Source organism: Patiriisocius hiemis, from assembly GCF_031846325.1.
In the GTDB taxonomy this organism is placed as follows: domain Bacteria; phylum Bacteroidota; class Bacteroidia; order Flavobacteriales; family Flavobacteriaceae; genus Patiriisocius_A; species Patiriisocius_A hiemis.
The window spans coordinates 133,709-159,720 of sequence record NZ_JAVRHZ010000002.1 but is presented as its reverse complement, the minus strand read 5'-3'; the positions used below and the strand labels follow the sequence as shown (position 1 = coordinate 159,720).

The window sequence follows — 26,012 nt, the reverse complement described above, 5'->3', positions numbered from 1 at the left end:
GTTACCCCTATGTTAACTACTTAACATTCAAAAACAAAAAATTAAAATGGTATCTTGCAAACACTAATTTTACTATACATGATGCAATGGGAATCGCTCTTATCGCTTAAAAGACAGGGAGATAAAAGAAAAAGATTACGCAAAGAACAAGACGACACAAGATTAGGTTTTGAGGTTGATTATGACCGTGTTATATTCTCTTCTGCATTTAGAAGTTTACAGGACAAAACACAAGTAATTCCTATGTCAAAAACTTCTTTTGTGCATACCCGTCTAACTCATAGCCTTGAGGTTTCAGTAGTAGGACGATCTCTTGGAAGAATTGTTGGTAAGTCTATTCTAGACAAACACCCTCAACTAGCAGTTGCGCATGGGTATCATTTTAATGACTTTGGAGCAATTGTAGCCGCTGCTGCCTTGGCGCACGATATTGGTAACCCTCCTTTTGGTCATAGTGGCGAAAAGGCAATTGGGGATTATTTTTTACATGGAAAAGGAAAACGATTTCAATCTATTTTTACAGAGAAAGAGTATCAAGATGTAATAGATTTTGAAGGAAATGCAAATGGATTTAAGATACTTTCTGAAAGTAAAAATGGAGTAGAGGGAGGACTACGCCTTTCTTATGCAACATTAGGTGCTTTTATGAAGTACCCTAAAGAATCACTACCTAAAAAACCGACACCACATATAGCCGATAAAAAATTTGGAGTTTTTCAATCTGAAAAAACCTTTTTTAAAGAAGTAGCAAACGAATTAGGTCTTTTACAAAGAGGAGATGATAGTAGTATTAGTTATTCAAGACACCCATTAGCTTTTTTGGTTGAAGCAGCAGATGATATTTGCTATACTATTATAGATTTTGAAGATGGAATTAATCTTGGGTTAATTGAAGAGGAAGTGGCCTTAGAGTATTTAATTAAGTTGGTAAAGGATACCATAAACATTAATAAATATAACCAACTTAGTCATGTTTCAGATAGATTAGCATATTTGCGATCTCTTGCTATAAATACTCTGGTAAAAGAATCATCTGAGTTGTTTTTGCAAAATGAAGAAGCAATATTGAAAGGGGAGTTTTCAAAAAGTTTACTTGATATATCTCAGTACAAAGCACAGATAGAAGATATTATAAAGGTAAGTGTGGAGAAAGTGTATAAAAGTAAAGAGGTAATAGAAAAGGAAATTTCTGGCTATCAAATATTAAGCTCCTTGTTAGATGCCTATACACAAGCAGCAGAAAGTTATTGCAATGGAACCATTAAGCATTACGAAAAATTATTGCTTTCTCAGGCTTCAATCCCACTAGATGCTTTAAAACCTTTATATTATAATATACTATCGTGCTGTAATTATATTTCCTGTATGACGGATGGAAACTCGTTACAGATTTTTCAGAAAATTAAGGTTAAATAGCTTGTTAATCAATTAACTACTATGTTTTCTTGATAGTCTAATTGAATTGTAATACATTTATGATCTACGCTATTTTGCATTAACCATAGGCTAATTTGCCGTATCAAAAAATTTTCGAATGAAAAAATTTTACTTATTACTTGCGCTATCATGTATTACAATGACTCAAGCCCAAGACTTTTCAAGCATAATTAATAATTATTTATCCAATAATCGTTCTCAATTAGGATTACAAGCCGAAGATGTTAGCGATATAGTTATAAAATCAAATGCCTTTTCTAATAGTATGCAATTGGAAAATGTATATGTTAACCAGAGACACCAAGGAGTTGAAGTTTTTAATGCTATTGCATCATTTGGTATTAAAAATGGGCAAGTTGTGTATTCTCAAGTAGATTTTGAAGAAAATTTATCACAAAGAATTTCAATACTTCAACCTTCAGTTACAAAAGAAAATGCAATTACCTTGGCCGCTTCTTCTTTAGGGTTACAGAGCCCAAGTGCTATCTCTATTGTTGAACAAGTATCCCAATTTGAGACAGTTTTTTCTAATGGAGGGATTTCTCTAGAAAATATTCCTGTAAAACTAGTATATCAAAATATAGATGGAGTTCTCGTTTTAGCTTGGGATTTAAACATTTATCTTACAGATAGGAGTCATTGGTATAGTGTAAGAATAAATGCTAAAACAGGAGAATTACTGGATATTCATGACTGGGTTTCTAATTGTTCATTTGGAGAGCAGCCTCATTCTGGGCATAGTGAGTATAGTATTTTAAGGTCAAATGAAGCACCAATAAATCAGTTAGAATTAAACAATGCAGGAACTTCTTCTTATAGAGTTTTTCCTATACCATTTGAAAATCCAAATGATACACCAAGTCAATTAGTATCTAATCCAGAGAATTTGGTTGCATCTCCATTTGGTTGGCATGATACTAATGGAGTAGCTGGAGCAGAATTTACAAGAACAAAAGGTAATAATGTGGATGCTCATGATGATACAGATGGTAACAATAATGTTGTTTTTGGACCAGATGGAGGGCCAACACTTACTTTTGACTTCCCTTATGGGCTTCCTCAGCAACCAATAGATTACTTAGACGCGGCGACAACAAATTTATTTTACTGGAACAACATTGTGCATGATGTTGCGTACCAATATGGTTTTGATGAACCTAGTGGAAACTTTCAGCAAAACAATTATGGAAATGGAGGTTTTCAAGGAGATTTTGTTTTTGCCCAATCCCAAGATGGAGGTGGTCTTAATAATGCTAACTTTGGGACTCCTCCAGATGGACAAAATGGTGTAATGCAAATGTTTTTATGGAATGCCCCTGGAACTGTTTTAGGAACCTTAATGACAGTAAATGGAGGACCTTTTGATGGGCAATATTTAGCTTTTGATTCTAATTATGGAGGCGCCCAATTACCTATTACGCCAATTACTGGAGATCTTGTAGTAATGGAGGATGATGACTCCGGTGCTTCTACAGACCCAAATGATGGCTGTGACACAATAACCAATGCTGCAGCACTGAATGGAAATATTGCAATAGTAAGAAGAGGAGAGTGCAACTTTACAGATAAAGTTGCCTCGGCAGAAGCTGCTGGAGCAATAGCTGTAGTTGTTGTAAACAACGTTGGTACAGATCCTATACCTATGGGAGGTACAGGTACGGGAATTGGTATTCCTGCAATAATGATTTATCAAGAAGATGGAGATCCAATGATAGCTGCATTACTTGGAGGAGGTACAACAATAAATGCTACGCTACAAGATGATGGTTCTGGAGATGACCCTTTTCAAAGAGACGGTGATTTGGATAATGTAATTATTGCTCATGAATATGGTCACGGGATATCAAATAGACTTACAGGAGGACCACAAGCAGCAGGGTGTTTACAAAATGCAGAGCAAATGGGAGAAGGTTGGAGCGATTATGTTGGACTTGTGCTTACTATGAAAACTGGAGATCAAGGAGAAGACATTAGATCTGTAGGTACATATGCATTGGGACAAGGACTTTTAGGTTCTGGTTTTGGAGATAGAGTTGCACCTTACAGCACCGACTTTGCAATAAATGATGCAACATATGCAGATACTAACTCTGGTACAGTTTCACAGCCCCACGGAATTGGTTCAGTTTGGGCAACTATGTTGTGGGATTTAACATGGGCTTTTGTAGATCAATATGGTTTTGATTCAGATATTTATAATGGAACAGGAGGTAATAACATTGCTTTCCAATTGGTAATGGATGGAATGAAACTACAAAACTGTAGTCCTGGTTTTGTAAGTGGTAGAGATGCAATATTAGAAGCTGATGAGCTTACAAATGGAGGAGTTAATCGTTGTTTAATTTGGGAAGCGTTTGCAGCTAGAGGATTAGGTGCTGGAGCCTCTCAAGGAAGTAGTAACAACAGATTTGATCAAGTAGAAAATTTTGATGTTCCAACCGGGCCTAATTGTACCTTAGGAACAGAAGATAAAACCTCTTTTGAAAACAATTTTATAATCTATCCTAACCCATCAAACGGGAATATTAGTATTAAGTCTATTGTAAATGTTGGTGATGTGACCATTTCAATATTTGATATTAACGGAAGACAAGTATTTACTCAAGAAGCAGATTTACAAGATGTAACAAATATCAATGCATCAGGATTGGATGCGGGTGTTTATGTAGTGAGAATTTTTGGAGGAAATTATTCACATACGAATAAAATAATTATTAGATAATTAATAATTATTAGTTTTTATTCTAGAGGAGGTTTTTTTAAGCCTCCTCTTTTAGTTTACAACTTATTTAATATTGCTTCTTTAATTTTTTCTGAAGAAAGTCCTTCACTATCTTTTAATTGAGAAGTAGTTGCATGTTCAGGGAAGTGATTTGAAATACCCAAAAGAGTTATATCATTTTTGTACTTATGTAGTGAAGCAAATTCTAATACTGCACTTCCAAATCCACCCGAAATAACACCATCTTCAACGGTTATTAAGGTATTGTATTCTTTAAAAACAGCATGAAGTAAGCTTTTGTCAAGAGGCGAAACAAATCGCATATCGTAATGACCAACTTTTTCTTTTCTTGAAGTATCAATCAAATTAATAGCCTGAGAAACTTCAGTAGCCATTGTTCCAATGGATAAAATAGCTACTTCACTTCCCTTTTTAATAGTTTCTCCTTTTCCTATTTCTATCTTTTTAAAAGAACGCTGCCAATCAAGGATATTTCCTCGTCCTCTAGGATACCTAATTGCAATAGGCTGCTGCAATCCAAGTTGAGCGGTGTAAAGTAGATTACGTAATTCTATTTCATTTCTTGGAGCCACTAGAGTTAAATTTGGAATACACCGTAGGTATGCCATATCAAAAATACCGTGATGTGTTGCTCCATCTTGTCCAACTAGTCCAGCCCTATCAAGACAAAAAATTACAGGTAATTTTTGTAAACAAACATCATGTATTACTTGATCATATGCTCGCTGTAAAAATGTTGAATAGATATTACAAAATACAACATAATCTTGTGTTGCCATTCCGGCAGAAAGTGTGACTGCGTGTTGCTCTGCAATACCTACATCAAAAGCTCTTTCTGGAAACTCTTTCATCATATACTTTAAAGAACTCCCCGTTGGCATTGCAGGGGTTATACCTACTATTTTTTTATTGCTTTTTGCTAGCTCGACTAGCGTATACCCAAAAACATCTTGAAATTTAGGAGGTAAGTGAGAGGTGTCTTTTTGTGTTATTTCTCCAGTTTTTGCATCAAATTTCCCTGGAGCATGATACGTCACTTGATTTTGTTCTGCTTGTTGTAGTCCTTTTCCTTTTTTGGTAATTACATGAAGTAATTTAGGTCCTTTGATTTTTTTTAGCTTCTCTAAGTTTTCAGTAATGATGGGTAGGTCATGACCGTCAATAGGGCCAAAATAAGAAAAGTTTAAGGCTTCAAAAATATTATCGGTATCTGGTGTTTTGTCAAGATTTACTTTGGTTAAGTATTCTTTTAATGCACCAACACTTGGGTCAATACCAATGGCATTGTCGTTAAGAATAATGAGTAAGTTTGTATTAGTAACTCCTGCATGATTAAGAGCTTCAAAAGCCATTCCGCTAGCAATAGAAGCATCACCAACAACAGCAATATGTTGTTTTGTTAGATCTCCAGATAATTGGGAAGCGATAGCCATCCCAAGTGTAGCAGAAATAGCGGTACTACTATGCCCTGTGCCAAAAGCATCATAGTTGCTTTCTTCAATTTTAGGAAAACCACTAATTCCACCTAATTGTCTATTGGTATGAAAAGCTGCTTTACGCCCTGTTAAGATTTTGTGTCCATAAGCTTGGTGTCCTACGTCCCACACTAAAATATCTTCTGGGGTATTGAAAATATAGTGTAAGGCAATGGTTAACTCCACAACGCCAAGACTAGCACCAAGGTGCCCTTCCTTAACCGCTACAATATTAATTATAAACTCGCGTAACTCTTTTGCAACTTCTGGAAGTTGCTCTCTTGGGATTTTTCTTAAATCCTCAGGGAATTGTATGCTTTCTAGGAGTTTTTTTGACACTAAGCAAAGATACAGTTATTGTAGTTTCTTTATTTGTGAATTTGTATTTTTAGTTTTTTGAAATTTATTCATGATAAAACCTTTTGACGACAGTTATTTTATGAAACGTGCTTTGCAGGAAGCGGAACTCGCTTTTGATACTAACGAAGTCCCTGTTGGAGCCGTAATTGTAGCCAATAATACTGTAATTGCCAGAGCACATAACTTAACAGAAACACTTAATGACGTAACCGCTCATGCAGAAATGCAAGCGATTACTGCTGCAGCTAACTACCTTGGAGGTAAATATTTAAAAGGGTGTACACTATATGTTACATTAGAACCTTGCCAAATGTGTGCTGGAGCTTTATTTTGGAGTCAGATAGATAAAATAGTGTATGCAACTCGAGATACCCAAAGGGGGTGTATTAATCTTAACACAAAATTGCACCCAAAAACAAAAATGGTAGGAGGTATTTTAGAAGAAGAGGCAGCAGCACTATTAAAACGATTTTTTATTGAGAAAAGGAACTTAAACTAAAAAATCCAGCTTTAAAGCTGGATTTTTTTAATCAATTCTGGTAAACATATATCTTAATCATGGATTACTCGCACTTGTGCGGCAACCATTCCTTTTCTTCCTTCTTCTTCGACATATTCTACTTTGTCTCCTTCATTAAGGGCTTCGCCATTAAGTCCGGTAACATGTACAAAAATGTCCTTTCCAGTTTCATCATTAGTGATAAAACCGAAACCTTTTGATTCGTTAAAAAATTTTACTGTTCCCTCCATTTAAATAAAAAATAATATTAATAATAGCCGTAAAGGTAGCATAAATATAAAACCAACAAATACTTATTTGCTAATAATTTTCAAAAAACATGTTGATTTACAGTTTTTTATCCTTGCTGTAGTCTCTCATTTTTTCTATGTTTTCTTTTGTGAGCATGTAGTCTTTTACATTTTTACCTTTCCAACGATGGTAAATAAATAATGGCATCCAAACAAGAAATAACCCAGCAACCGAAAGACCAATTAATAAATCTCCCGTACTTGTATTATCTGGTTTAATGTAAAACCCAATGCAACATGTAATAAGAATACTAAAGAATAAAATGATTAAAAACCGCCTCATTTTAAGCTTGAATATCTAATTTTATATTTAACTCTTTAAGTTGCTCATCATCAATAAATGCAGGTGCGTCTATCATTACATCTCTACCAGCATTGTTCTTTGGGAATGCAATGAAGTCACGTATAGTTTCTTGACCTCCTAAAATAGCAACTAACCTGTCTAGTCCAAAAGCAATTCCACCATGCGGTGGTGCCCCATATTCAAAAGCATCCATTAAAAAGCCAAATTGAGCCTTTGCTTCTTCTTCGCTAAACCCTAAATGCTTTAGCATAACACCCTGCGTATTTTTATCATGTATTCTTATAGAACCACCACCTATTTCGTTACCATTTAAAACTAAATCATAGGCATTTGCTTTTACAGCGCCAGGATTTGTGTCAAGCAATTCTAGTTGGCCTGGTTTAGGTGAGGTAAAAGGATGATGCATGGCATGATAATGCCCAGTTTCTTCATCTAGTTCTAAAAGTGGGAAATCAACTACCCAAAGTGGAGCAAATTCACCAGGTTTTCTTAATCCTAAACGCTCTGCAAGTTCCATTCTTAATGCGCTAAGTTGTGCTCGTACTTTATTAGTGTCACCAGATAGGATACATATTAAATCTCCTTTATTAGCTCCGGTTGCTTCTGCCCACTTTGCTAAATCTTCTTGATCGTAAAATTTATCCACAGAAGATTTAAAACTTCCGTCATCGTTGCATCTACAATAAACCATGCCTAAAGCACCTACTTGTGGACGTCTTACCCAATCTATTAGCTTGTCAATTTCTTTTCTAGTGTAGGAGTTTCCTCCAGGTACAGCTATACCAACAACTAGCTCTGCATTATTAAATACATTAAACTCTTTGTGTTGTGTAAGGTTGTTTAATTCTGCAAACTTCATCCCAAAACGGATATCAGGTTTGTCATTTCCATAGGTAGCCATAGCATCATCATACGTCATTCTTGGGAAATCACCTATTTCAACACCATTAACTTCTTTTAGTAAATATCTTGTAAGTCCTTCAAAAGTATTTAAAATATCCTCTTGTTCTACAAATGCCATTTCACAGTCAATTTGTGTAAACTCAGGCTGTCTATCTGCTCTAAGGTCTTCGTCTCTAAAACACTTTACAATCTGAAAATACTTATCCATGCCACCAACCATTAATAGTTGCTTAAAGGTTTGTGGGGATTGTGGTAAGGCATAAAACTGCCCCTCATTCATTCTACTAGGAACAACAAAATCCCTTGCACCTTCTGGTGTAGATTTAATAAGGTAGGGAGTTTCTATTTCTACAAAATCTTTATTAGACAGGTAGTTTCTTACAGCTATAGTAACCTTATGTCTAAAAACTAGGTTTTCTCTAACAGATTTTCTACGTATATCTAAGTATCGATACTTCATACGCAAGTCCTCACCGCCATCAGTTTCATTTTCAATTGTAAAAGGAGGTGTTAATGCTTCATTAAGTATAGTTAGATTATTTACCAATATTTCTATGTCTCCTGTAGGAATATTTGGATTTTTAGATTCTCGTTCAATAACCTTCCCAGTAATTTGTATTACAAACTCTCTTCCAAGAGTAGATGCTAGTTTCATCATTTCAGATGGAGTACGCTCTTCATCAAAAATAAGTTGGGTAATACCATAACGATCTCTAAGATCTACCCAAACCATAAAGCCTTTATTCCTTATCTTATGTACCCACCCTGAAAGTGTTACTTCCTCATTAATATTTTTAGCATTTAACTCGCCATTAGTATGAGATCTATACATTGTTTTTTTTCTAGAAAATTTAGGCTGCAAATTTAATAAGATAAAGACGAAATGTAACTATGTTATAAAAATATTGTTTTGATTTTCAGCTACTAGGATTTTTGGATGTGTAATTCTCATTTTTTATCGTGGAATTTTGAAAAATCTTTAGTAATTTCACAGAATTAACAAAAATTTAATAATTATGAAACAAAACAACTTGATGAACAGGAACTTACTGTTCTTATTACTATTGTTGCCTTGCTTTGTATTTGCACAAAATACAATAACAGGGACAGTTACAACAGATAAAGGAGACACCGTCCCTTTTGCTAACGTAATTGAAAAAGGCACATCCAATGGTACAACAACAGACATTGATGGAAAATTTAGTATTGATGTGGAAAATTTACCAGCTACCTTAGTATTTTCTTCTTTAGGATATACTACTGTAGAACAAGAAGTAACTTCTGCTGGAGCTATTTCCATAACAATGGGAGAATCTGCAGAAGCCTTAGAAGAGGTGGTTGTTACTGGACTTGCAACTTCTGTTAAGAGAACTAATGCAGCAAATGCTGTGTCAACTGTCTCAGCTGAAGAACTTGTAGGTACAACTGGACAATCAACAGTTGATGGTGCTTTATATGGAAAAGTTGTAGGTGTAAACATAACATCTTCTTCTGGTGCGCCAGGTGGAGGTTTTGCATTGCGTCTGCGTGGTATTTCATCTATTAATGGTAATAACCAACCTTTAATAATTGTAGACGGAGTATACATTAATAACGTAGAGATCCCTTCAGGATTACGTTTTGCTTCTGGAGCTAACTCTGGAAATGAAGAGAACGCGGGTAACCGTCTTGCAGATTTAGACCCTAATGATATTGAAAATATTGAGATATTAAAAGGATCTTCTGCAGCTGCCATTTACGGACAGCGTGGTAATGCCGGTGTAATTATTATTACAACTAAAAGAGGTAAGGGTGGTAAAACACGTATTAATTTTAGACAAGATGTCGGGATTAATAAAATACAGAATGCATTAGGGTTACGTCCTTGGACTGCCGCTTCTGTTTTAGAAACCTTTGGACAAGATGCAGTTGACCAATTTAATGCAACTATTGCTGCGAATGGTGAATTGTATGACTATGAAGATATTATTTATGGTGAAACTGGTTTTATAACTGAAACTGCACTAAGTGCAACAGGAGGAAACGCAAAAACTAAGTTTTATTTAGGTGGATCTTACAGAGATGAAGAAGGTATTATTAAAAATACTGGTTTTGATCGTTTTTCAATTAGAGCAAATATAGATCATAAAATATCTAATGTTTTTGATATTTCTTCAACTACAAATTATGTAAGAAGTAATTCTCAAAGAAGTTTTACTGGTAATGAAAATGAAGGAGGATTAAGTTATGGATATACCTTAGCTTTTACAAGACCATGGGTAAACCTATTCCCTGATGCACAAGGAAACTACCCTAATAACCCTAACTTTTCTGGTAACCCACTTTTTGTTAGAGATAATGCAATTAACGATGACTCTAATGATAGAGTTATACAAGGTTTAACAGTTAATACTAAAATTTATACAGATGATATAAACCGAATTCGTTTCTCAAATAGAGCAGGTGTAGATTACCTGTCTAACGAAACATTTGTTTATGTTCCTGAAACACACCAAGCACAACAAGGACTTGGAGCTGCTGCAGGATTTGTAGCACAGGGTAAAAACAGTTTTACACAGTTTAACACACAATCTGCTTTAGTATGGGATCACGATGCCATGGAAGGAGATTTAGCTTTCACTACTCAAATTGGTACTGCTTACTTATTTCAAGACTCAAACTTAATTAATGCGAGAGGAACTGGATTAGCGGCAGGACAAACAAGTGTTGACCAGTCTGCAAATCAAACTACAGATCAATTTAGAAGTGAAGAGAAAGAATTTGGTGTTTTTGGACAAGTTGAAGCAAACTATAAGGACCAAATTATAGGTACTTTAGGATATCGTTTTGACAAGTCAACTCGTAATGGAGACCCTAATGAGTTTTATGGTTTTCCAAAGGCATCTGTAGCTGTAAACCTTGCAAACATGGATTTTTGGAGTGTTGAGGCTATTAACCAGATGAAGCTTAGAGCTGCTTATGGAGAAACTGGTAACCCTGCTCGTTTTGGAGCAACATTTACAAGCTTAGGAGCTAGTAATATTGGAGGTGTTATTGGGCAATCTGTTGTTGGAGTAAAAGGAGATGCGGATGTTGAGCCTGAGACAGCTTCAGAATTTGAAGTTGGTTTAGATTTAGGTCTTTTCCAAAACAGAGTTTCTTTTGAAGCAACATATTACAAGAAAAACATTAGAGACCTAATACTAACTAGACAATTACCTCCATCTTCAGGATTTACGCAAGAAACTACTAACCTTGCAGACCTTGAAAACAATGGTATTGAATTAGCAGTACGTGCAGATGTTTTAGATACAGATGCAATAAAGTGGAATACTGGAGTCCAGTTTTACTTAAATAGATCAGAAATCACAAGGTTAGATGTTCCTGCTTTTGCACAACCAGGTGCAGGATTTGGTACAGGTCTAGGAACAATCTATATTGAAGAAGGACAACCAGTAACACAATTAGTTGGAAGTATTGATGGTGTTTTAACTCAAGTTGGAGATACTGAGCCAGATTTTCAAATGGCTTTTAATAACAACTTAACTTTATTCAATAACGTTGATATTTCTTTCTTATTCCAATTAAAATCTGGAGGTGAAAACTTAAACTTATCTAAATTCTTAACAGATTTAGGTCAAACAACTCCAGACTTAGAAACACAAGCAGGTCAAGATCGTTTAGATACACCAGCAAATGCAGCTCGTTTTGTTGAGCCAGCGGGTTATCTAAGATTAAGAGAAGCAGCAATATATTACAGATTACCTTCTAATACGGTTAAAGGTTTATTTGGAGAAGTTGTAGAAGGTGTTAAGCTTGGTTTCTCTGGTAGAAACTTATTTACAATAACAGATTATTCAAGTTATGACCCAGAAGTTTCAGTAAATGGTGGAGCTGGACTCTCTAGTGGAATTGAGGTTACTCCATTCCCTAGTAATAGACAAGTATACTTTCACTTAAATGTAAACTTTTAATTAAAAATGATTATGAAAAATATATATAAAACAATAGCTACAATTAGTATGGCCGTGTTGGGTCTACTAGCTGTGTCATCTTGTTCTTTTGATGAAGTAATTGACCCAAATGGACCTAGTGTTGATGGGGTTTTAGCTAATGCTTCTAAAGGACAATTAAATGAACTAGTGGTTGGTGTAGAGTCAACCCTAAGAAACGGAATTGCAATTGAAACAACTGCTAGCGGTACTATGGCTAGAGAACTTTATTTGTTTGATGCAGATCCTCGTAATACAGGTGATTTATTGGGTAAAAATGGAATTCCATTAGACAATAACTCATTTTACAGTACATCACAATGGTCTGGTAGTTACAGATGTATTAAAAATGCTAACCTTCTAATTGAAGGAGCATCAAATACAGATGCCATTACCTCTGTAGAACAAAACGGATACCTTGGTTTTGCGAAAACTGTTATAGCGTATGAGTTAATACAAATGGTAAAATCATACAATCAAGCAAGAACAGATACTACAGATCCTGAAAACATTGGGCCACTTGAGAATGGTGAGGCAGTTTTAGCTTTTGCTAGAGGCTTACTAGATGAAGCTAACGGAAATTTAAATAATGCAGGTGGTTCTTTCGAGTTTGGTTTAAGCTCAGGTTTTGACGGGTTTGATACTCCATCAACATTTGCACAATTTAATAGAGCGGTAGCTGCTATGGCTGCAGTTTATTCAGGAGATGGTGGTGCTGCAAGAACTGCGCTTAATGCATCTTTCTTTAATTTAAACGGAGATTTATCTGTAGGTCCAAAGCATATTTTTGGCCTTGGTGGTGGTGATCAATCTAATGGATTATTTAAAGTTCCAGGAGAGAATGGTGACCAAATTATCGTTCATGATAGCTGGGTAAATGATGCAGAAGCTGGTGACACTCGTGTTACTACTAAAACAGCTGTAAGACCAAACCCTCAAAGTCAAGACGACCTTAATGGTACAAATGAGACTGCGTTATATGAGTCTAATACTTCTCCTATTGATATTATGCGTAATGAGGAGTTAATTCTTATTTATGCAGAGGCGAGTATTCAAGCAGGTGAATTAGGTGATGCTCAAACAGCATTAGATATAATTAGAAACTCTGCTGGACTTCCTAACAAAGATTATGGAGGAGCTCCAACAGCTGCTCAATTAACTTCTGAAATGTTAACTCAAAGAAGGTATTCTTTATGGGCTGAAAACCATAGGATGTATGACTTAAGAAGGTATAACCTTTCTAACACGCTTCCTATAGATAGGGATGGAGATCAAATATATAATACGCTTCCAGTTCCTTTAGCAGAAACAAACTAAAATAGTTTCTTTATTTATAAAAACCCCCATTCATAATTTTGAATGGGGGTTTATTTTTACATTAATAGTAACTACTATTCTGCTGCTTCTGTATTTATTTCTGTATAAGTGAGTTCTTCAGTTTTTGAAAACTTACTACTTAACCAGAGTTTAAACTTTGTTATTAAGTAGAATAATATAGGAACCACAATTAATGTTAAAAATGTAGCAATAAAGAGGCCATAAATTACTGTCCAGGCCAGAGGTCCCCAGAATATTACGTTGTCTCCTCCTATATATATATTAGGGTCAAATTCACTAAACAAAGTAAAGAAGTTAATATTAAATCCAGTTGCTAATGGTATTAAACCAAGTATGGTAGTAATAGCTGTTAACAAAACTGGACGTAAACGAGCTTTACCTCCTCTTATAATAGCATTTAATAAATCTTGATTGTCTAATGCTTCATCATCATCTAGGTCTTTTTCAACTCTTTTCCTGTCTATTAATAACTGAGTGTAATCTAATAATACAACTCCATTGTTTACTACAATACCTGCGAGTGAAATTATCCCCATCATTGTCATCATAATTACAAAAGCACTACCAGTAATCACAATACCTCCAAAAACACCAATCAAACTCAAGAAAATTGCCATCATAATTATGGCTGGTTTAGAAACTGAATTAAACTGGAATATTAAAATAAAAAATATTAATCCAAGTCCTGTAAAGAAAGCACCCATTAAGAAAGCCATTTGCTTATTTTGCTCTTCTATTTGACCAGTATAATCAATAGCAACGGTGTCCGGTTTTTCGGTAAAAGATTGCATTTCTTTTTGTATTTCTGAAACGATAGCTCCTGCATCTGTAAAACCAGGTGCCAAAGCAGAATACAATGTGACTACACGCTCTACATCTTTATGTTTAATAGCACTAAACCCAGATGTGTTATTTTGTTTAGCAACAGCAGAAACTGGAATTTCTTTAATTTGACCTGATGCCATATCCCTAAATGTTATTTTCTGGTTGAAAATAGCACTTGTATTATACCTGTTTTCCTCATTAAAACGAACATAGATATCATAATCTTCTCCGTCTTCCTTATAGATTCCAGCTTTTGCTCCAAAGATAGAATTTCGTAATTGTTGTCCCACTTGCCCAGCAGTAACACCTAATTCTCCAGCTTTCTCTCTATCTACTTCAACACGCATTGAAGGTTTAGACTTATTTACATCTATTTTCAATTCATCAATTCCTTGAATATTTTTAGTATTGATGAAATCACGCATTTTTTCAGCAGTAGAAATTAGCTCAGTATAGTCGTCTCCTTTTAATTCAATGTTTACAGGATACCCGGCTGGTGGGCCTACGGCATCTTTTTCAACAGAAATGGCAACTCCAGGATATATGTCTTGTAATGATTCTTGAACCTCTTTTAATAATTCATTACTATCTGCCCCTTCTCTGTACTTATATTCGCGCATGGTTGCAGTAATCTTTCCTCTATGTGGCATCTCAGCCGCACTACCACCATCTGTTTGAGGGTTTCCAGCACCTTCACCAACTTGTGATACAGCACTTTCAACTAAAAAATTATAATCTCCGTTTTTGTAAGCATCTTGATTCACTATGGTGTAAACCCGTTCTTCAATGTCTTTTGTAATAGCATTTGTTTTTTTAATATCGGTACCTTCAGGATATTCTATATATACTATTATTTGGTTGGGGGTGTTATCTGGGAAGAATTCAACTTTAGTTCTTTGACTACCCACAGATGCGCCAAACCCTATAAAAGCTACAATTAATAATGCGAAAGTTCCAAGTGCTATAAAAACAGGTTTTCTTCCTGATAGTGCTTTGCGTAAGACTGCTTCATAAAAGCGCTCCCATCTAGGTAAAACTTTATTTTGAAAACCATTTGCTAGTGGTCTAAGTACTAACCTATATACCCAAAGCATGATAGCAGTAAATAACATTACGGTTCCTAATCCTCTAAATTCTCCACCAAATATGGTAATTAGTAGTCCAATGCCTCCAACAATAGCAGTTATTGAAATGATTCTTTTTAAAGTCATTTCTTTGTCTTCGGTAGTCATAAATTGTGATACTAAAACCGAATTAAAGAAAATAGCCACAAATAAGGATGAACCTAAAACAACCGAAAGAGTTACAGGGAAATAAATCATAAACTGTCCCATAACTCCTGGCCATAAGCCTAGTGGTACAAAGGCTGCTACTGTAGTTACTGTAGATATTATAATAGGAAAAGCAATTTCACCAATTCCTTTTTTTGCAGCTTCAATGCGGCTCATGCCTTCTTCTTCCATTAACCTATATACATTTTCAACAACCACAATACCATTGTCTACAAGCATACCAAGTCCCATGATAAGACCAAACAATATCATAGTGTTCATAGTATACCCCAATGCGCTCAAAATCATAAGCGACATAAACATGGACATAGGGATTGCAAAACCTACAAATAAGGCATTTTTGAACCCTAAGAAGAACATAAGGACAGTAACTACGAGTATAATACCAAAAATGATATTGTTTACTAAATCGTCAACTTGTCCAATGGTTTTTTCAGATTGGTCATTGGCTATGGTAACTTGTAAATCTGGTGGAAATACATTTTCAACTGCATCATCAACCATCACTTTAATTTTCTCGGCAGCTGCAACCATGTTTTCACCTGCTCGTTTTTTTACGTCAAGCATTACTACAGGAGCGCCAAACTCTCTAGCATAGGTTGTTTTGTCTTCATCTTTAAAATAAACCTCTGCAATATCTTTAAGGTAGATTGCATTATTGTTTTCAGACTTAACTACAAAGTTTTCTAACTCTTCTGGAGTGTCTATTTCTCCTATTATCCTTATAGTACGACGTTGTCCACTTGAAATTAAATTTCCGGCAGACATAGTCATATTTTCATTACTAATAGTATTAATTATGTCATTAAAGCTTACTTGAGCAGCCATCATTTTATAGATATCAACCGCTACTTCAACTTCTTTTTCTTGGGCACCTCTTATGTCAACTTGTTTTATTTCAAGTAAGTTTTCAATCTCATCCTCAAGGTATTCTCCGTATTCTTTAAGTTTATCTACAGGATAGTTTCCAGAAATATTAATATTAAGAATAGGAATCTCCTCACTCATACTTAAGTCAAACACATTGGGTTCTACCTTAGCACCATTAAAAGTAGGCCAGTCCTCACTTGCTGTCTCACTATCTACTTCGTCCTTAACTTTTTGTTTTGCTGCTTCAACACTAATATTTTCATCAAACTCTATAACAACAATAGAATAGTCCTCTTGTGATGTTGATGTTATTTCTACTACATTACTTACCGTTTTTAGTTTATCTTCAATAGGGTCTGTAATAAGTTTTTCTATATCTTCTGCTGTGTTTCCTGGATAGACAGAGCTTATGTAAATTTTTGTCTCTTTAATTTCTGGGAAATTTTCACGCGGCATACTAAAATATGCAGAGCCTCCTAAAAAAAGAATCAAGACAATTAAAACATACATTGTTGTTTTATTGTTTATAGCCCAAGAAGATAAACCAAACTCTTTATCTACGTTTTTACTATTTTTCTTTTTAGTCATTTTTAACTTAAGTTTAGTTTATTGTTGTTCTTGGTTTTCAATATTTAAAATCTTTACCTTTTGCCCGTCTCTTACACTACGAGCACCTTCATCAATAATTTCATCTCCATCATTAATTCCAGACAACACTTCTATGTAATCTCCTTGTGTTTTACCAGTTTCAATAATTACTCTTTTTGCATTAGCTTTAGCATCTTCTTTTTCTGAAATGGTATAGACATACTGTTCTCCTTCTGCGTTTTCAGAAATAATACTTAAAGGGATTAAGATAGCCTCCTCATTTGTATAATCATTAATTTTGAGTTTTGCAGTTAGATTGGGCTTTACAGTTTTATCTTTATTGGGTAGCGAAACTTCAATTTTAAATGTTCTATTAGCAGGGTTTATATAATCTCCCGCTTGTCTAATTTTTCCATTTATAGTTTTACCTAATATAGGCAGGTTGATTTCAACATCTTTACCTTTAGTGACATTTGTAAGGTATCTTTCTGGGACATCTGTTTCTACATACATATCACTTAAGTTTACAATTCTAAATAACATAGATTGTCCTGGTGCCACTACACTTCCTTGTTCACTTATTACATCGTCTATAACTCCTGAGAAAGGTGCTTTTACTAGTGTTTTAGCAATTTGTTGGTTTAATTGTGAAACAGCTTTTTGCTGTGCTTCATAATTAGACTTTGCTTGTAGATATTGAATTTCACTTCCTATTTTTTGATTCCAAAGGCGTTCTTGTCTTTCAAAAGTAGTTTTTGCTAAGTCTGCTTGTATTTGTAATTGAGCCGCTTGTTGGCTTAATCCTCCGTCATCTATCTTAGCTAGTGTTTGTCCTTTACTTACTCTTTGCCCTTCAGTAACATACACTCTAGTAAGTACGCCAGAATATTCTGGGTAGATTACTAAGTTTTGTTTTGTAGTTACATTTCCCTGTAACTCTAAATAGTGCATAAAGGTGTCTTTTTTAGCTTGAAAAGTTGTTATTAGAGGGACTTTCTCTAGCGGATTTAATTTTTTAATTTCTGCTTGAAGTTCCTTTATTTGATTTGCTAATTCCTGTTGTTTTGCATCCAGCTCTGTTTTTTTCTCTCTTAGTTGCTCCAAGTTTCCAGAGGCTATAACATCTGCTACAGTTTGTTCTTTGTTTCCGCAAGAAGCAATAAGTAGCGCAGTAAAAGTTAATAGAATTATATTTTTCATTTCTTAAGTTTTCTTTTAATTAGTTGGTAAAGTGTTTAATATTGTTTCAATTTCTGCTTTAGATGTAATTACATTAAGCATACTATTAAAGTATTGTTGCTGTGCTGTGTAAAGTTGTGTTTGTGCTTGTCTTAAATCAAAACTAGTACTAAGACCTTCTGTAAACTTTACTTGGTTTTTATTTTCAATTCGCTTTGCTAATGCTAAATTCTTTTTAGAATTTTCATAGTTTTCAATAGCAAATTGATAATTACTTTTTGCTGTATTTAGTTCTAAATTTACATTTTGAATTGTTTCTTCGAGAGAAGTTTTAGACTGATCTAGTGCAATTTTTGCTTGTTGAGTTTTTGCATTTCGCATACCACTACTAAAAATTGGAACATTTAAACTAAGGCCAACTATAGAAGATTGAAACCAAGGTGTTTCGCTATCTAAAAATACAAAGTCATTATCATTAGCCTGAGTTGCATAGTTTATAAACCCAGTTAATCTAGGGAGCGCTTTACTTTTTTCTAATTTAAGTTCAAGTTCTCTTTGCTCTGTTAAGTTGTAGGCAATTTTATAATCTACATTTTCTTCAATATCTAAGGTGTTGTCTAACATTGCTAATTGAATGTTTTGCTGCGCCAAATCGTCTAGGTCTTCGGTTAAAGTTACTTCTGTATCAACTTGAATCCCTAATGCAATGTTGAACATTTGTTTTGCAATTACTCTAGAACGTTTAGCATTGCTTAGTTGTGTTTCAATATCTAGTAAAGTGATTTCAAGTTGTTCAACACTTTCTTCTTCAGTTAGGCCATTTTCAAAAATCTTTCTAGTTTCAAAAAGATTTTCTTCTAAGGCTTTTTTGTTTTTTTCAAAAATTGAGACTAATTCTTCGGCTAACAATACACTTCCGTAAGCATTAATAACTCCCTTTCTAACTTCTAAGTTTGTTTTTTCTGAAGCATTTTCAGAAAAATCTAAGAAAGCTTTTGCTGCTTGCAACCCCACAAGATAGCTGCCGTCAAAAATTAACTGGTTAAGAGTGGCAGTTGCCGAAGCAGTTTGCGCACCTCCAAATGTTGCAGTTGTAAAGGTGCCAGGCTGTCCTCCGCTAAGCTCTGCCGGGATAAAAATTACTGGCTGTTTTAACTGGTTTTGATAATCTACTACAGCACTTATTTGTGGTAGCCCTGTTGCAGTAGTTTCCCATTTTTGTTTAATAGCCTTTGCGATATCTCGTCTAGCATTTATGGCCGTGTAGTTACTATCTATGGCAAATGTGATGGCTTCTTGAAGTGTAAAATTATACTGTTTCTCTTCTTGTGCAAAGCCAATACTTGTACTAATTAATAATACGATGAGTATGAGTTTTTTTGTCATTAGGTTGTCTGTTGAGTTACTTTTTGATTGATGAATTTGTTTAGGGTTTTAAGTCCTTCTTTGGTAACAATTCCTCGAAGGTGATATTCTAAATACTCTTCAAAGAGAGATGTTTTTGGAAAATTTTCTATTGGAAATAAGGTATGATCTTTAATTCCGTTAACACCAATAAAATAGATTCTTGAAATAAACTCTACATCTATATTATCTCTATACAGTCCTTGTTTTACTCCTTTTTGAAGGTTCTTTAAAGTACATTCGTGCATTTTTTTAAAATGCTTTTGCTTGAGCATACTATATACTTCTGGATAGTATTTTTGAAGCTGATATTGTGGTGATGATTTTTCATCTTTAAGGTTCACCATAACCAACTTTTTTATCTTGTAAAGTTCTTTAATAGGGTTTTGTTCAGTCTTACATATTTCATCTATACCACAGGAAATTGATTCAAAAACATATGATGTGGTTTCTTTTATAAGATCTGTTTTGTTGCTAAAATGAGTATAAATAGTTTTTTTTGAAATACCCATTTCTGTAGCAATATCGTCCATTGTAACACTTTTAAAGCCAAGTGTTATAAACAATTCTGCTGCTTTTTGTATTATTTTTTCTTTCATATCATTGCTCATAGTAATGAACATTCTTTTTTTAAATTCTGTGCAAAAGTAGTATAGGAAACTTTAAAAACAATAAAAGTTTCCTAAGTTTTACAATTATTTAACATTTCGTTAATTAGCAGTTCATTCTTATTAAGAAACCCAAAGCAAATAGTATTTTTGTAAAAATTTAACTTCATGCTTGGATTAGAAAAATACAGCGAGTTATTACAAGAAAACTTAGCTCAAGTTATTACGGTTAAGGAGCCTATACAGCTCTACGAACCTATTTCTTATATAGTTTCATTAGGAGGGAAGCGTCTAAGACCTATCTTAACTTTAATGGCATGCGATTTCTTTGGGGGTGACCCAAAAAAAGCTACAAACGCAGCAATGGCTGTGGAACTATTTCATAATTTTTCTTTAATCCATGACGATATTATGGATGATGCTCCCCTGCGAAGAGGAGAACAAACTGTACATGAAAAATGGGATGTTAATACAGGTATTTTATCTGGTGATGCGATGCTTATTTTGGCATATCAATTATTTGAGGAGTATGAACCAGAATTGTTTAGGCAATTAGCAAAGTTGTTTAGTAAAACAGCGATTGAGGTTTGTGAGGGACAACAATATGATGTAGATTTTGAAACGAGAGATGATGTTACTATCCCGGAGTATTTAAAAATGATTGATTACAAAACTGCAGTACTCATTGGGGCAGCTATGCAAATGGGAGCTATTGTTGCAAATGCTTCACAAAGTTGTAAAGAATACATATACCAATTTGGAAGAAATCTAGGTATAGCGTTTCAGTTACAGGACGATTATTTGGATGCTTTTGGAGATCCTAAAACTTTTGGTAAACAAGTAGGAGGTGATATTATTACTAATAAAAAAACCTATTTATATTTAACAGCTTTGGAGAAAGGAACCTCTCAAGATAAAGAAACATTAGAGCAGTTATATAGTATTACTCCTAAAAATTCTGAAGATAAAATTGAAACAATTAAAGAACTATTTGTTTCAACAGGTTCTGCTAAAGACACTCTAAATGCTATTAAAGACTACACTAAAACAGCCTTTGATTTACTTGAGAAAATTAAAATTTCAGAAGAGAAAAAAGAACAACTTCGTGATTTTGGAAACTGGTTAATGAAGCGGAAGGTTTAGTTAAAAGAACACCCTCACAAAAGGTACCCATGCATTAGCATAAATACTTCGATCCTCATTATATAAAACATCGTAGCGAATACCTACAGTAAAATTGCCATCAGTATATCCTGCACCTAAAAATAAAGCAGTATTCCAGAAATTGTCATCTTCAAACCCAGTAGTGGCTTCAAAATTTCTATTAAAGTTAAGTTGCTCTAATTCTCCAGAAAGCTGTATCTCTGGGATTACATTAAACAAGCTAATTAAGCTTCCTCCTAAAATAGTTGTGTTTGCAAAATCGCGTTGACTATTGTAGGTTCCAGATAGCCCTACGCCTAAAGCAAATTGATTATTAAATTGGTAAATGGTACTTGGCGCTAGCGTCCCACTAAAAAAACCATTGCCAAAACTTAATCCTACTCCACCACCAAAACGCACACGGTCCCAAAATTGATAGCTAGTATCTTTGTTTTGAGTAGCATCAACTTGTCCTTGACATACATAACAAAAAACTACAAAAAAGATGAGAAGTTGTATTTGTTTTAATTTCATTACCTAAAGGTAGGTATTTTTTAAATATTGAGTATAGACTAGCTCCTTTTCAAAAAGCTATGTAAAATAAATATATCCCCATCAATGTAGTTATTAGATTTGTTGTATTTTTGTACTGTTTTACGATACTAAAAACACAGGTATTCCAAAGATGGATAAATATTCTTTTCTCAATGCGATACATCCAGAACACATCGCACAATTATACGATACGTATTTAAAATTTCCAGATAGTGTAGAACCCAGTTGGAGAGCTTTTTTTCAGGGGTTTGATTTTGGAATAGAAAACGGTTCTCTAGAAGAATTGGGTATAGAATATGGAGGTGGCGAATTACCAGAAGAAGTTCTTAAAGAGTTTCAAGTAATTAAGTTGATTGACGGTTATAGAAATCGCGGGCACCTTTTTACAAAAACAAACCCAGTACGGGAACGAAGAAAGTATTCACCTACGTTAGACATTGAAAACTTTGGACTATCCCAAGAAGACTTAGGAAAGAAGTTTAAGGCAGCCGAAATCCTCGGTATAAAAGAGACTACACTAGAAGATATTATTAATCACCTTCAAAGCATTTATTGTGATTCTATAGGAGTAGAATACATGTACATCCGTAAGCCAGAAGAAATACAATGGATTCAGGATAAGCTTAATGTAAATGATAATCAGCCTAAATTTTCTTCAGAAAAGAAAAAACATATTCTTAAGAAACTAAACGAAGCAGTTTCTTTTGAAACATTTTTACATACAAAATATGTAGGTCAAAAGCGCTTCTCATTAGAAGGAGGTGAGAGTCTAATTCCTGGAGTAGATGCACTTATTGAAGCTGCTGCAGATAAAGGAGTTGAAGATTTTGTAATGGGGATGGCGCATAGAGGCCGCCTAAGTACATTGACCAATATTTTTGGTAAAAGTGCAAAAGATATCTTTAGCGAATTTGATGGTAAAGATTACGATCAAGACTACTTTGACGGAGATGTAAAATACCATTTGGGTTGGACTTCAAAAAGAAAAACTGATTCAGGTAAAGAAATTAACTTAAATATTGCACCCAACCCTTCTCACCTAGAAACTGTAGGAGCAGTTGTAGAAGGAATAGCGAGGGCAAAGCAAGATAGACATCATAAAGACGATAGTAAAAAAGTCTTACCTATAATAGTACATGGAGATGCTGCAATTGCAGGCCAAGGTCTTGTGTATGAAGTAGTGCAAATGGCACAACTAGATGGTTATAAAACAGGAGGAACAATTCATATTGTTGTAAACAACCAAGTTGGTTTTACAACCAATTATCTTGATGGTCGTTCCTCTACCTATTGTACAGATGTAGCAAAAGTTACTTTATCACCTGTTTTACACGTAAATGCAGATGATGTTGAGGCAGTAGTTCATGCTATGATATTTGCATTAGATTTTAGAATGCAGTTTGGTCGTGATGTATTTATAGACCTATTGGGATACAGAAAGTATGGACATAATGAAGGAGATGAGCCTCGTTTTACACAACCTAAATTGTATAAAGCAATATCAAAGCACCAAAACCCAAGAGATATCTATGCTGAAAAACTCTTTGCTGAAGGTGTTATTGAGAAAGGGCATACCAAAAAGCTAGAGCAAGAATATAAAGATAAACTAGAAGAAAACTTAGAAGATTCTAGAAAAGAAGATAAAACAGTTATTACTGCCATAATGAAAGATGAGTGGGAGGGGTTTCAGTATGCAGAGGAAGATAAAATGATCCAGGATGTAGATACAACTGTTCCTTTAAAAAACTTAACTGAAATAGCCAAGGTAATTACAAAACTTCCAGAAGATAAAAAGTTCCTACGCAAAATTTCTCGTTTAATTGAAGCGCGTCACAAAATGTATTTTGAGGACAATCAATTAGATTGGGCAATGGCCGAATTATTAGCCTATGGAACCTTACTTAAGGAAGGCTACGATGTTAGAATGACCGGGCAAGATGTAGAAAGAGGAACGTTCTCTCATAGGCATGCTGTTGTAAAAGTAGAAGAAAGTGAAGAAGAAATAGTATTGCTTAATGAATTAAAAGGAGAACAAGGTGATTTTTATATCTACAACTCATTACTATCAGAATATGGAGTAGTTGGTTTTGATTATGGATACGCAATGGCTAGTCCAAAAACCTTGACTATCTGGGAAGCACAGTTTGGAGACTTTAGTAATGGTGCTCAAATAATGATAGATCAATATATTTCGGCATCAGAAGATAAATGGAAGCTTCAAAACGGACTTGTTATGTTACTACCGCATGGTTATGAAGGGCAAGGAGCAGAGCATTCCTCAGCAAGAATGGAGCGTTACCTTCAACTATGCGCTAAGGACAACATGTTTGTTGCAGATTGTACAACACCTGCTAACATGTATCATTTATTAAGGCGCCAGATGAAAGTAGATTACCGTAAGCCACTTATTGTTTTTACTCCTAAGAGTTTATTACGTCATCCAAAAGTACTTTCAACAAAAGAAGAGTTTGCTAAAGGAAGCTTTAAAATGTTAATTGATGATGAAAATGCAGATCCTAAAAAAATTAAAACACTAGTTTTCTTAACAGGTAAGTTTTACTATGACTTATTAGAAGAACAAGAAAAACTAGAGAGAGATGATGTTGCTTTGGTAAGAATAGAACAACTATTTCCATTACCAATTAAACAAATTGAGGCAATAATAAAGAAATATAAAAACGCTAAAGACATTGTTTGGGCACAAGAAGAACCAAGAAATATGGGTGCTTATTCGCACATGTTAATGCATTACGAACCCTCAAGAAAATGGAGGGTGTGTAGTAGAAAAATGTACTCTGCTCCAGCTGCAGGAAGTAGTGTTCGTTCTAAAGCAAGACATACAAGAGTAATTGAAAGTGTTTTTAAATCAGAATAAATAAAATAATATCCTAACTAGGAAAAGTATAAAACTATGGCATTAGAAATGAAAGTCCCTTCACCGGGAGAGTCCATAACCGAAGTTGAAATAGCACAATGGCTTGTTGAAGATGGCGATTGGGTAGAAAAAGACCAAGCAATTGCTGAAGTTGATAGCGACAAAGCAACACTAGAATTACCTGCCGAAGCGAGTGGGATTATAACACTTAAAGCAGAAGAGGGAGACGCTGTTGCAGTAGGAGAGGTTGTTTGCTTAATTGATACAGATGCAGAAAAACCAGAAGGTGATGACGATACTACTGAGACATACAAAAACCCAGGTGATGAAAAAGGAGAAACTAATGCAGCACCTGACTTAGATAAAAAAGCAGCTGAAGCTAAAAAAGATAACAAGAAAAAAGAGCCAGCTCCTGAGAAAACATATGCATCAGGAACACCTTCGCCAGCTGCCAAAAAAATATTAGACGAAAAAGGTATTGATGCTACAAGTGTAAAAGGAAGTGGTCGTGATGGTCGTATTACTAAAAGTGATGCGCAAGAGGCCACTCCATCTATGGGTACTCCAGGTAATGGAAGTAGAGGAACAGAGCGTAAAAAATTATCAATGCTACGTCGTAAAGTAGCAGAACGTCTAGTCTCTGCAAAAAATGAAACAGCAATGTTAACCACTTTTAATGAAGTGGATATGAGTCCTATTTTTGAGCTTCGTAAAAAATACAAAGAAACCTTTAAAGAAAAACATGGAGTTAGTTTAGGGTTTATGTCTTTCTTTACGCTAGCTGTAGTTAGAGCTTTAGAGCTTTACCCAGATGTAAACTCTATGATAGATGGAGATTACCAGATAAAACATGATTTTATGGATATTTCAATTGCAGTTTCTGGACCAAAAGGTCTTATGGTGCCTGTAATTAGAAATGCAGAAAATCTAACTTTTAGAGGTGTTGAAAGTGAAGTAAAAAGATTGGCTTTACGAGCGAGAGATGGTAAAATTACAGTTGATGAAATGACAGGGGGAACTTTCACAATATCTAACGGAGGTGTTTTTGGTAGTATGTTGTCTACTCCTATAATTAACCCACCTCAATCAGGAATTTTAGGAATGCATAATATAGTAGAGCGACCTATTGTAAGAGATGGAGCAATTGCCATTGCACCTGTAATGTTTGTAGCATTATCTTATGATCACAGAATTATTGATGGTCGTGAATCTGTTGGATTTTTAGTAGCTGTAAAAGAAGCTCTTGAAAGCCCAATAGACTTATTAATGGATAACGACATTGAAAAGGCATTAGAGCTTTAAGATTAACTTTTATAAATAAAAAAACCCTGA

The 26,012-nt window shown here is 34.6% G+C and carries 17 protein-coding genes; 8 read left to right on the top strand and 9 right to left on the bottom strand.

Features of this window, described 5'->3' with window-relative positions; genetic code table 11:
• Positions 1-81: 81 nt before the first annotated feature.
• Positions 82-1,416 (top strand): dGTP triphosphohydrolase, encoded by a 1,335-nt coding sequence (gene dgt, locus RM538_RS04870; protein WP_311332659.1) that lies wholly within the window; start codon positions 82-84, stop codon positions 1,414-1,416.
• A 118-nt stretch (positions 1,417-1,534) separates the two neighbouring features.
• Positions 1,535-4,159 (top strand): T9SS-dependent M36 family metallopeptidase, encoded by a 2,625-nt coding sequence (locus tag RM538_RS04865; protein ID WP_311332280.1) that lies wholly within the window; start codon positions 1,535-1,537, stop codon positions 4,157-4,159.
• A gap of 56 nt (positions 4,160-4,215) precedes the next feature.
• Here RM538_RS04865 and RM538_RS04860 read toward each other — a convergent pair whose 3' ends face one another.
• On the bottom strand, positions 4,216-5,994 hold the full coding sequence (locus RM538_RS04860; RefSeq protein WP_311332279.1) for a 1-deoxy-D-xylulose-5-phosphate synthase: 1,779 nt from the start codon (positions 5,992-5,994) through the stop codon (positions 4,216-4,218).
• 70 nt (positions 5,995-6,064) lie between these two features.
• Here RM538_RS04860 and RM538_RS04855 point away from each other — a divergent pair, with 70 nt between their 5' ends.
• Positions 6,065-6,514 carry a nucleoside deaminase gene (locus RM538_RS04855; protein WP_311332278.1) on the top strand — a complete coding sequence of 150 codons (450 nt, stop codon included), beginning with the start codon at positions 6,065-6,067 and terminating at the stop codon, positions 6,512-6,514.
• A gap of 53 nt (positions 6,515-6,567) precedes the next feature.
• On the opposite strand, the gene RM538_RS04850 is transcribed toward RM538_RS04855, so the two are convergent.
• The 3 genes from RM538_RS04850 to aspS all read right to left on the bottom strand — a co-directional run bounded on the left by RM538_RS04850 (position 6,568) and on the right by aspS (position 8,864).
• Positions 6,568-6,765 (bottom strand): cold-shock protein, encoded by a 198-nt coding sequence (locus RM538_RS04850; protein ID WP_045078898.1) that lies wholly within the window; start codon positions 6,763-6,765, stop codon positions 6,568-6,570.
• 97 nt (positions 6,766-6,862) lie between these two features.
• Complete coding sequence (locus tag RM538_RS04845) at positions 6,863-7,108, bottom strand: hypothetical protein (RefSeq protein ID WP_311332277.1); 246 nt, start codon at positions 7,106-7,108, stop codon at positions 6,863-6,865.
• A 1-nt stretch (position 7,109) separates the two neighbouring features.
• Positions 7,110-8,864, bottom strand: coding sequence for an aspartate--tRNA ligase (gene aspS, locus RM538_RS04840; RefSeq protein WP_311332276.1), 1,755 nt, complete (start codon positions 8,862-8,864; stop codon positions 7,110-7,112).
• Between the two features lie 184 nt (positions 8,865-9,048).
• On the opposite strand from aspS, the gene RM538_RS04835 reads away from it, so the two are divergent.
• Together RM538_RS04835 and RM538_RS04830 are read left to right on the top strand one after the other, a co-directional pair.
• Positions 9,049-11,985, top strand: a complete 2,937-nt coding sequence (locus RM538_RS04835; protein WP_311332275.1) for a SusC/RagA family TonB-linked outer membrane protein — start codon at positions 9,049-9,051, stop codon at positions 11,983-11,985.
• A gap of 12 nt (positions 11,986-11,997) precedes the next feature.
• A complete protein-coding gene (locus RM538_RS04830) occupies positions 11,998-13,320 on the top strand; it encodes a RagB/SusD family nutrient uptake outer membrane protein (RefSeq protein WP_311332274.1) in 1,323 nt (440 codons plus the stop codon).
• A 74-nt stretch (positions 13,321-13,394) separates the two neighbouring features.
• Here the strand turns inward: RM538_RS04830 and RM538_RS04825 are convergent, their stop codons facing one another.
• The 4 genes from RM538_RS04825 to RM538_RS04810 are packed head-to-tail and all read right to left on the bottom strand — an operon-like array spanning position 13,395 to position 20,098.
• Complete coding sequence (locus RM538_RS04825; RefSeq protein WP_311332273.1) at positions 13,395-16,916, bottom strand: efflux RND transporter permease subunit; 3,522 nt, start codon at positions 16,914-16,916, stop codon at positions 13,395-13,397.
• Between the two features lie 18 nt (positions 16,917-16,934).
• Positions 16,935-18,116 (bottom strand): efflux RND transporter periplasmic adaptor subunit, encoded by a 1,182-nt coding sequence (locus RM538_RS04820; protein ID WP_311332272.1) that lies wholly within the window; start codon positions 18,114-18,116, stop codon positions 16,935-16,937.
• 15 nt (positions 18,117-18,131) lie between these two features.
• Positions 18,132-19,481, bottom strand: a complete 1,350-nt coding sequence (locus RM538_RS04815; protein ID WP_311332271.1) for a TolC family protein — start codon at positions 19,479-19,481, stop codon at positions 18,132-18,134.
• Complete coding sequence (locus RM538_RS04810) at positions 19,481-20,098, bottom strand: TetR/AcrR family transcriptional regulator (RefSeq protein ID WP_311332270.1); 618 nt, start codon at positions 20,096-20,098, stop codon at positions 19,481-19,483. Before RM538_RS04810 ends, RM538_RS04815 begins: the two co-directional genes overlap by 1 nt.
• 177 nt (positions 20,099-20,275) lie before the next feature.
• On the opposite strand from RM538_RS04810, the gene RM538_RS04805 reads away from it, so the two are divergent.
• A complete protein-coding gene (locus RM538_RS04805; protein ID WP_311332269.1) occupies positions 20,276-21,250 on the top strand; it encodes a polyprenyl synthetase family protein in 975 nt (324 codons plus the stop codon).
• Here RM538_RS04805 and RM538_RS04800 read toward each other — a convergent pair whose 3' ends face one another.
• Positions 21,251-21,784 (bottom strand): alpha-ketoglutarate decarboxylase, encoded by a 534-nt coding sequence (locus RM538_RS04800; RefSeq protein WP_311332268.1) that lies wholly within the window; start codon positions 21,782-21,784, stop codon positions 21,251-21,253. It abuts the gene before it with no gap.
• A 151-nt stretch (positions 21,785-21,935) separates the two neighbouring features.
• Here RM538_RS04800 and RM538_RS04795 point away from each other — a divergent pair, with 151 nt between their 5' ends.
• The gene (locus RM538_RS04795) at positions 21,936-24,680 is read left to right on the top strand and encodes a 2-oxoglutarate dehydrogenase E1 component (protein WP_311332267.1); all 2,745 of its coding nucleotides are present in this window, start codon (positions 21,936-21,938) and stop codon (positions 24,678-24,680) included.
• Between the two features lie 36 nt (positions 24,681-24,716).
• Complete coding sequence (gene odhB, locus RM538_RS04790) at positions 24,717-25,982, top strand: 2-oxoglutarate dehydrogenase complex dihydrolipoyllysine-residue succinyltransferase (RefSeq protein WP_311332266.1); 1,266 nt, start codon at positions 24,717-24,719, stop codon at positions 25,980-25,982.
• Positions 25,983-26,012: the final 30 nt, after the last annotated feature.

Coding starts and splice junctions, on each gene's coding strand:
- RM538_RS04805 (WP_311332269.1), top strand. CDS start 20,276: ATGCTTGGATTAGAAAAATACAGCGAGTTATTACAAGAAAACTTAGCT.
- RM538_RS04835 (WP_311332275.1), top strand. CDS start 9,049: ATGAAACAAAACAACTTGATGAACAGGAACTTACTGTTCTTATTACTA.
- dgt (WP_311332659.1), top strand. CDS start 82: ATGCAATGGGAATCGCTCTTATCGCTTAAAAGACAGGGAGATAAAAGA.
- RM538_RS04795 (WP_311332267.1), top strand. CDS start 21,936: ATGGATAAATATTCTTTTCTCAATGCGATACATCCAGAACACATCGCA.
- RM538_RS04855 (WP_311332278.1), top strand. CDS start 6,065: ATGATAAAACCTTTTGACGACAGTTATTTTATGAAACGTGCTTTGCAG.
- aspS (WP_311332276.1), bottom strand. CDS start 8,864: ATGTATAGATCTCATACTAATGGCGAGTTAAATGCTAAAAATATTAAT.
- RM538_RS04810 (WP_311332270.1), bottom strand. CDS start 20,098: ATGAAAGAAAAAATAATACAAAAAGCAGCAGAATTGTTTATAACACTT.
- RM538_RS04825 (WP_311332273.1), bottom strand. CDS start 16,916: ATGACTAAAAAGAAAAATAGTAAAAACGTAGATAAAGAGTTTGGTTTA.
- RM538_RS04865 (WP_311332280.1), top strand. CDS start 1,535: ATGAAAAAATTTTACTTATTACTTGCGCTATCATGTATTACAATGACT.
- RM538_RS04830 (WP_311332274.1), top strand. CDS start 11,998: ATGAAAAATATATATAAAACAATAGCTACAATTAGTATGGCCGTGTTG.
- RM538_RS04815 (WP_311332271.1), bottom strand. CDS start 19,481: ATGACAAAAAAACTCATACTCATCGTATTATTAATTAGTACAAGTATT.
- RM538_RS04850 (WP_045078898.1), bottom strand. CDS start 6,765: ATGGAGGGAACAGTAAAATTTTTTAACGAATCAAAAGGTTTCGGTTTT.
- RM538_RS04845 (WP_311332277.1), bottom strand. CDS start 7,108: ATGAGGCGGTTTTTAATCATTTTATTCTTTAGTATTCTTATTACATGT.
- odhB (WP_311332266.1), top strand. CDS start 24,717: ATGGCATTAGAAATGAAAGTCCCTTCACCGGGAGAGTCCATAACCGAA.
- RM538_RS04820 (WP_311332272.1), bottom strand. CDS start 18,116: ATGAAAAATATAATTCTATTAACTTTTACTGCGCTACTTATTGCTTCT.
- RM538_RS04800 (WP_311332268.1), bottom strand. CDS start 21,784: ATGAAATTAAAACAAATACAACTTCTCATCTTTTTTGTAGTTTTTTGT.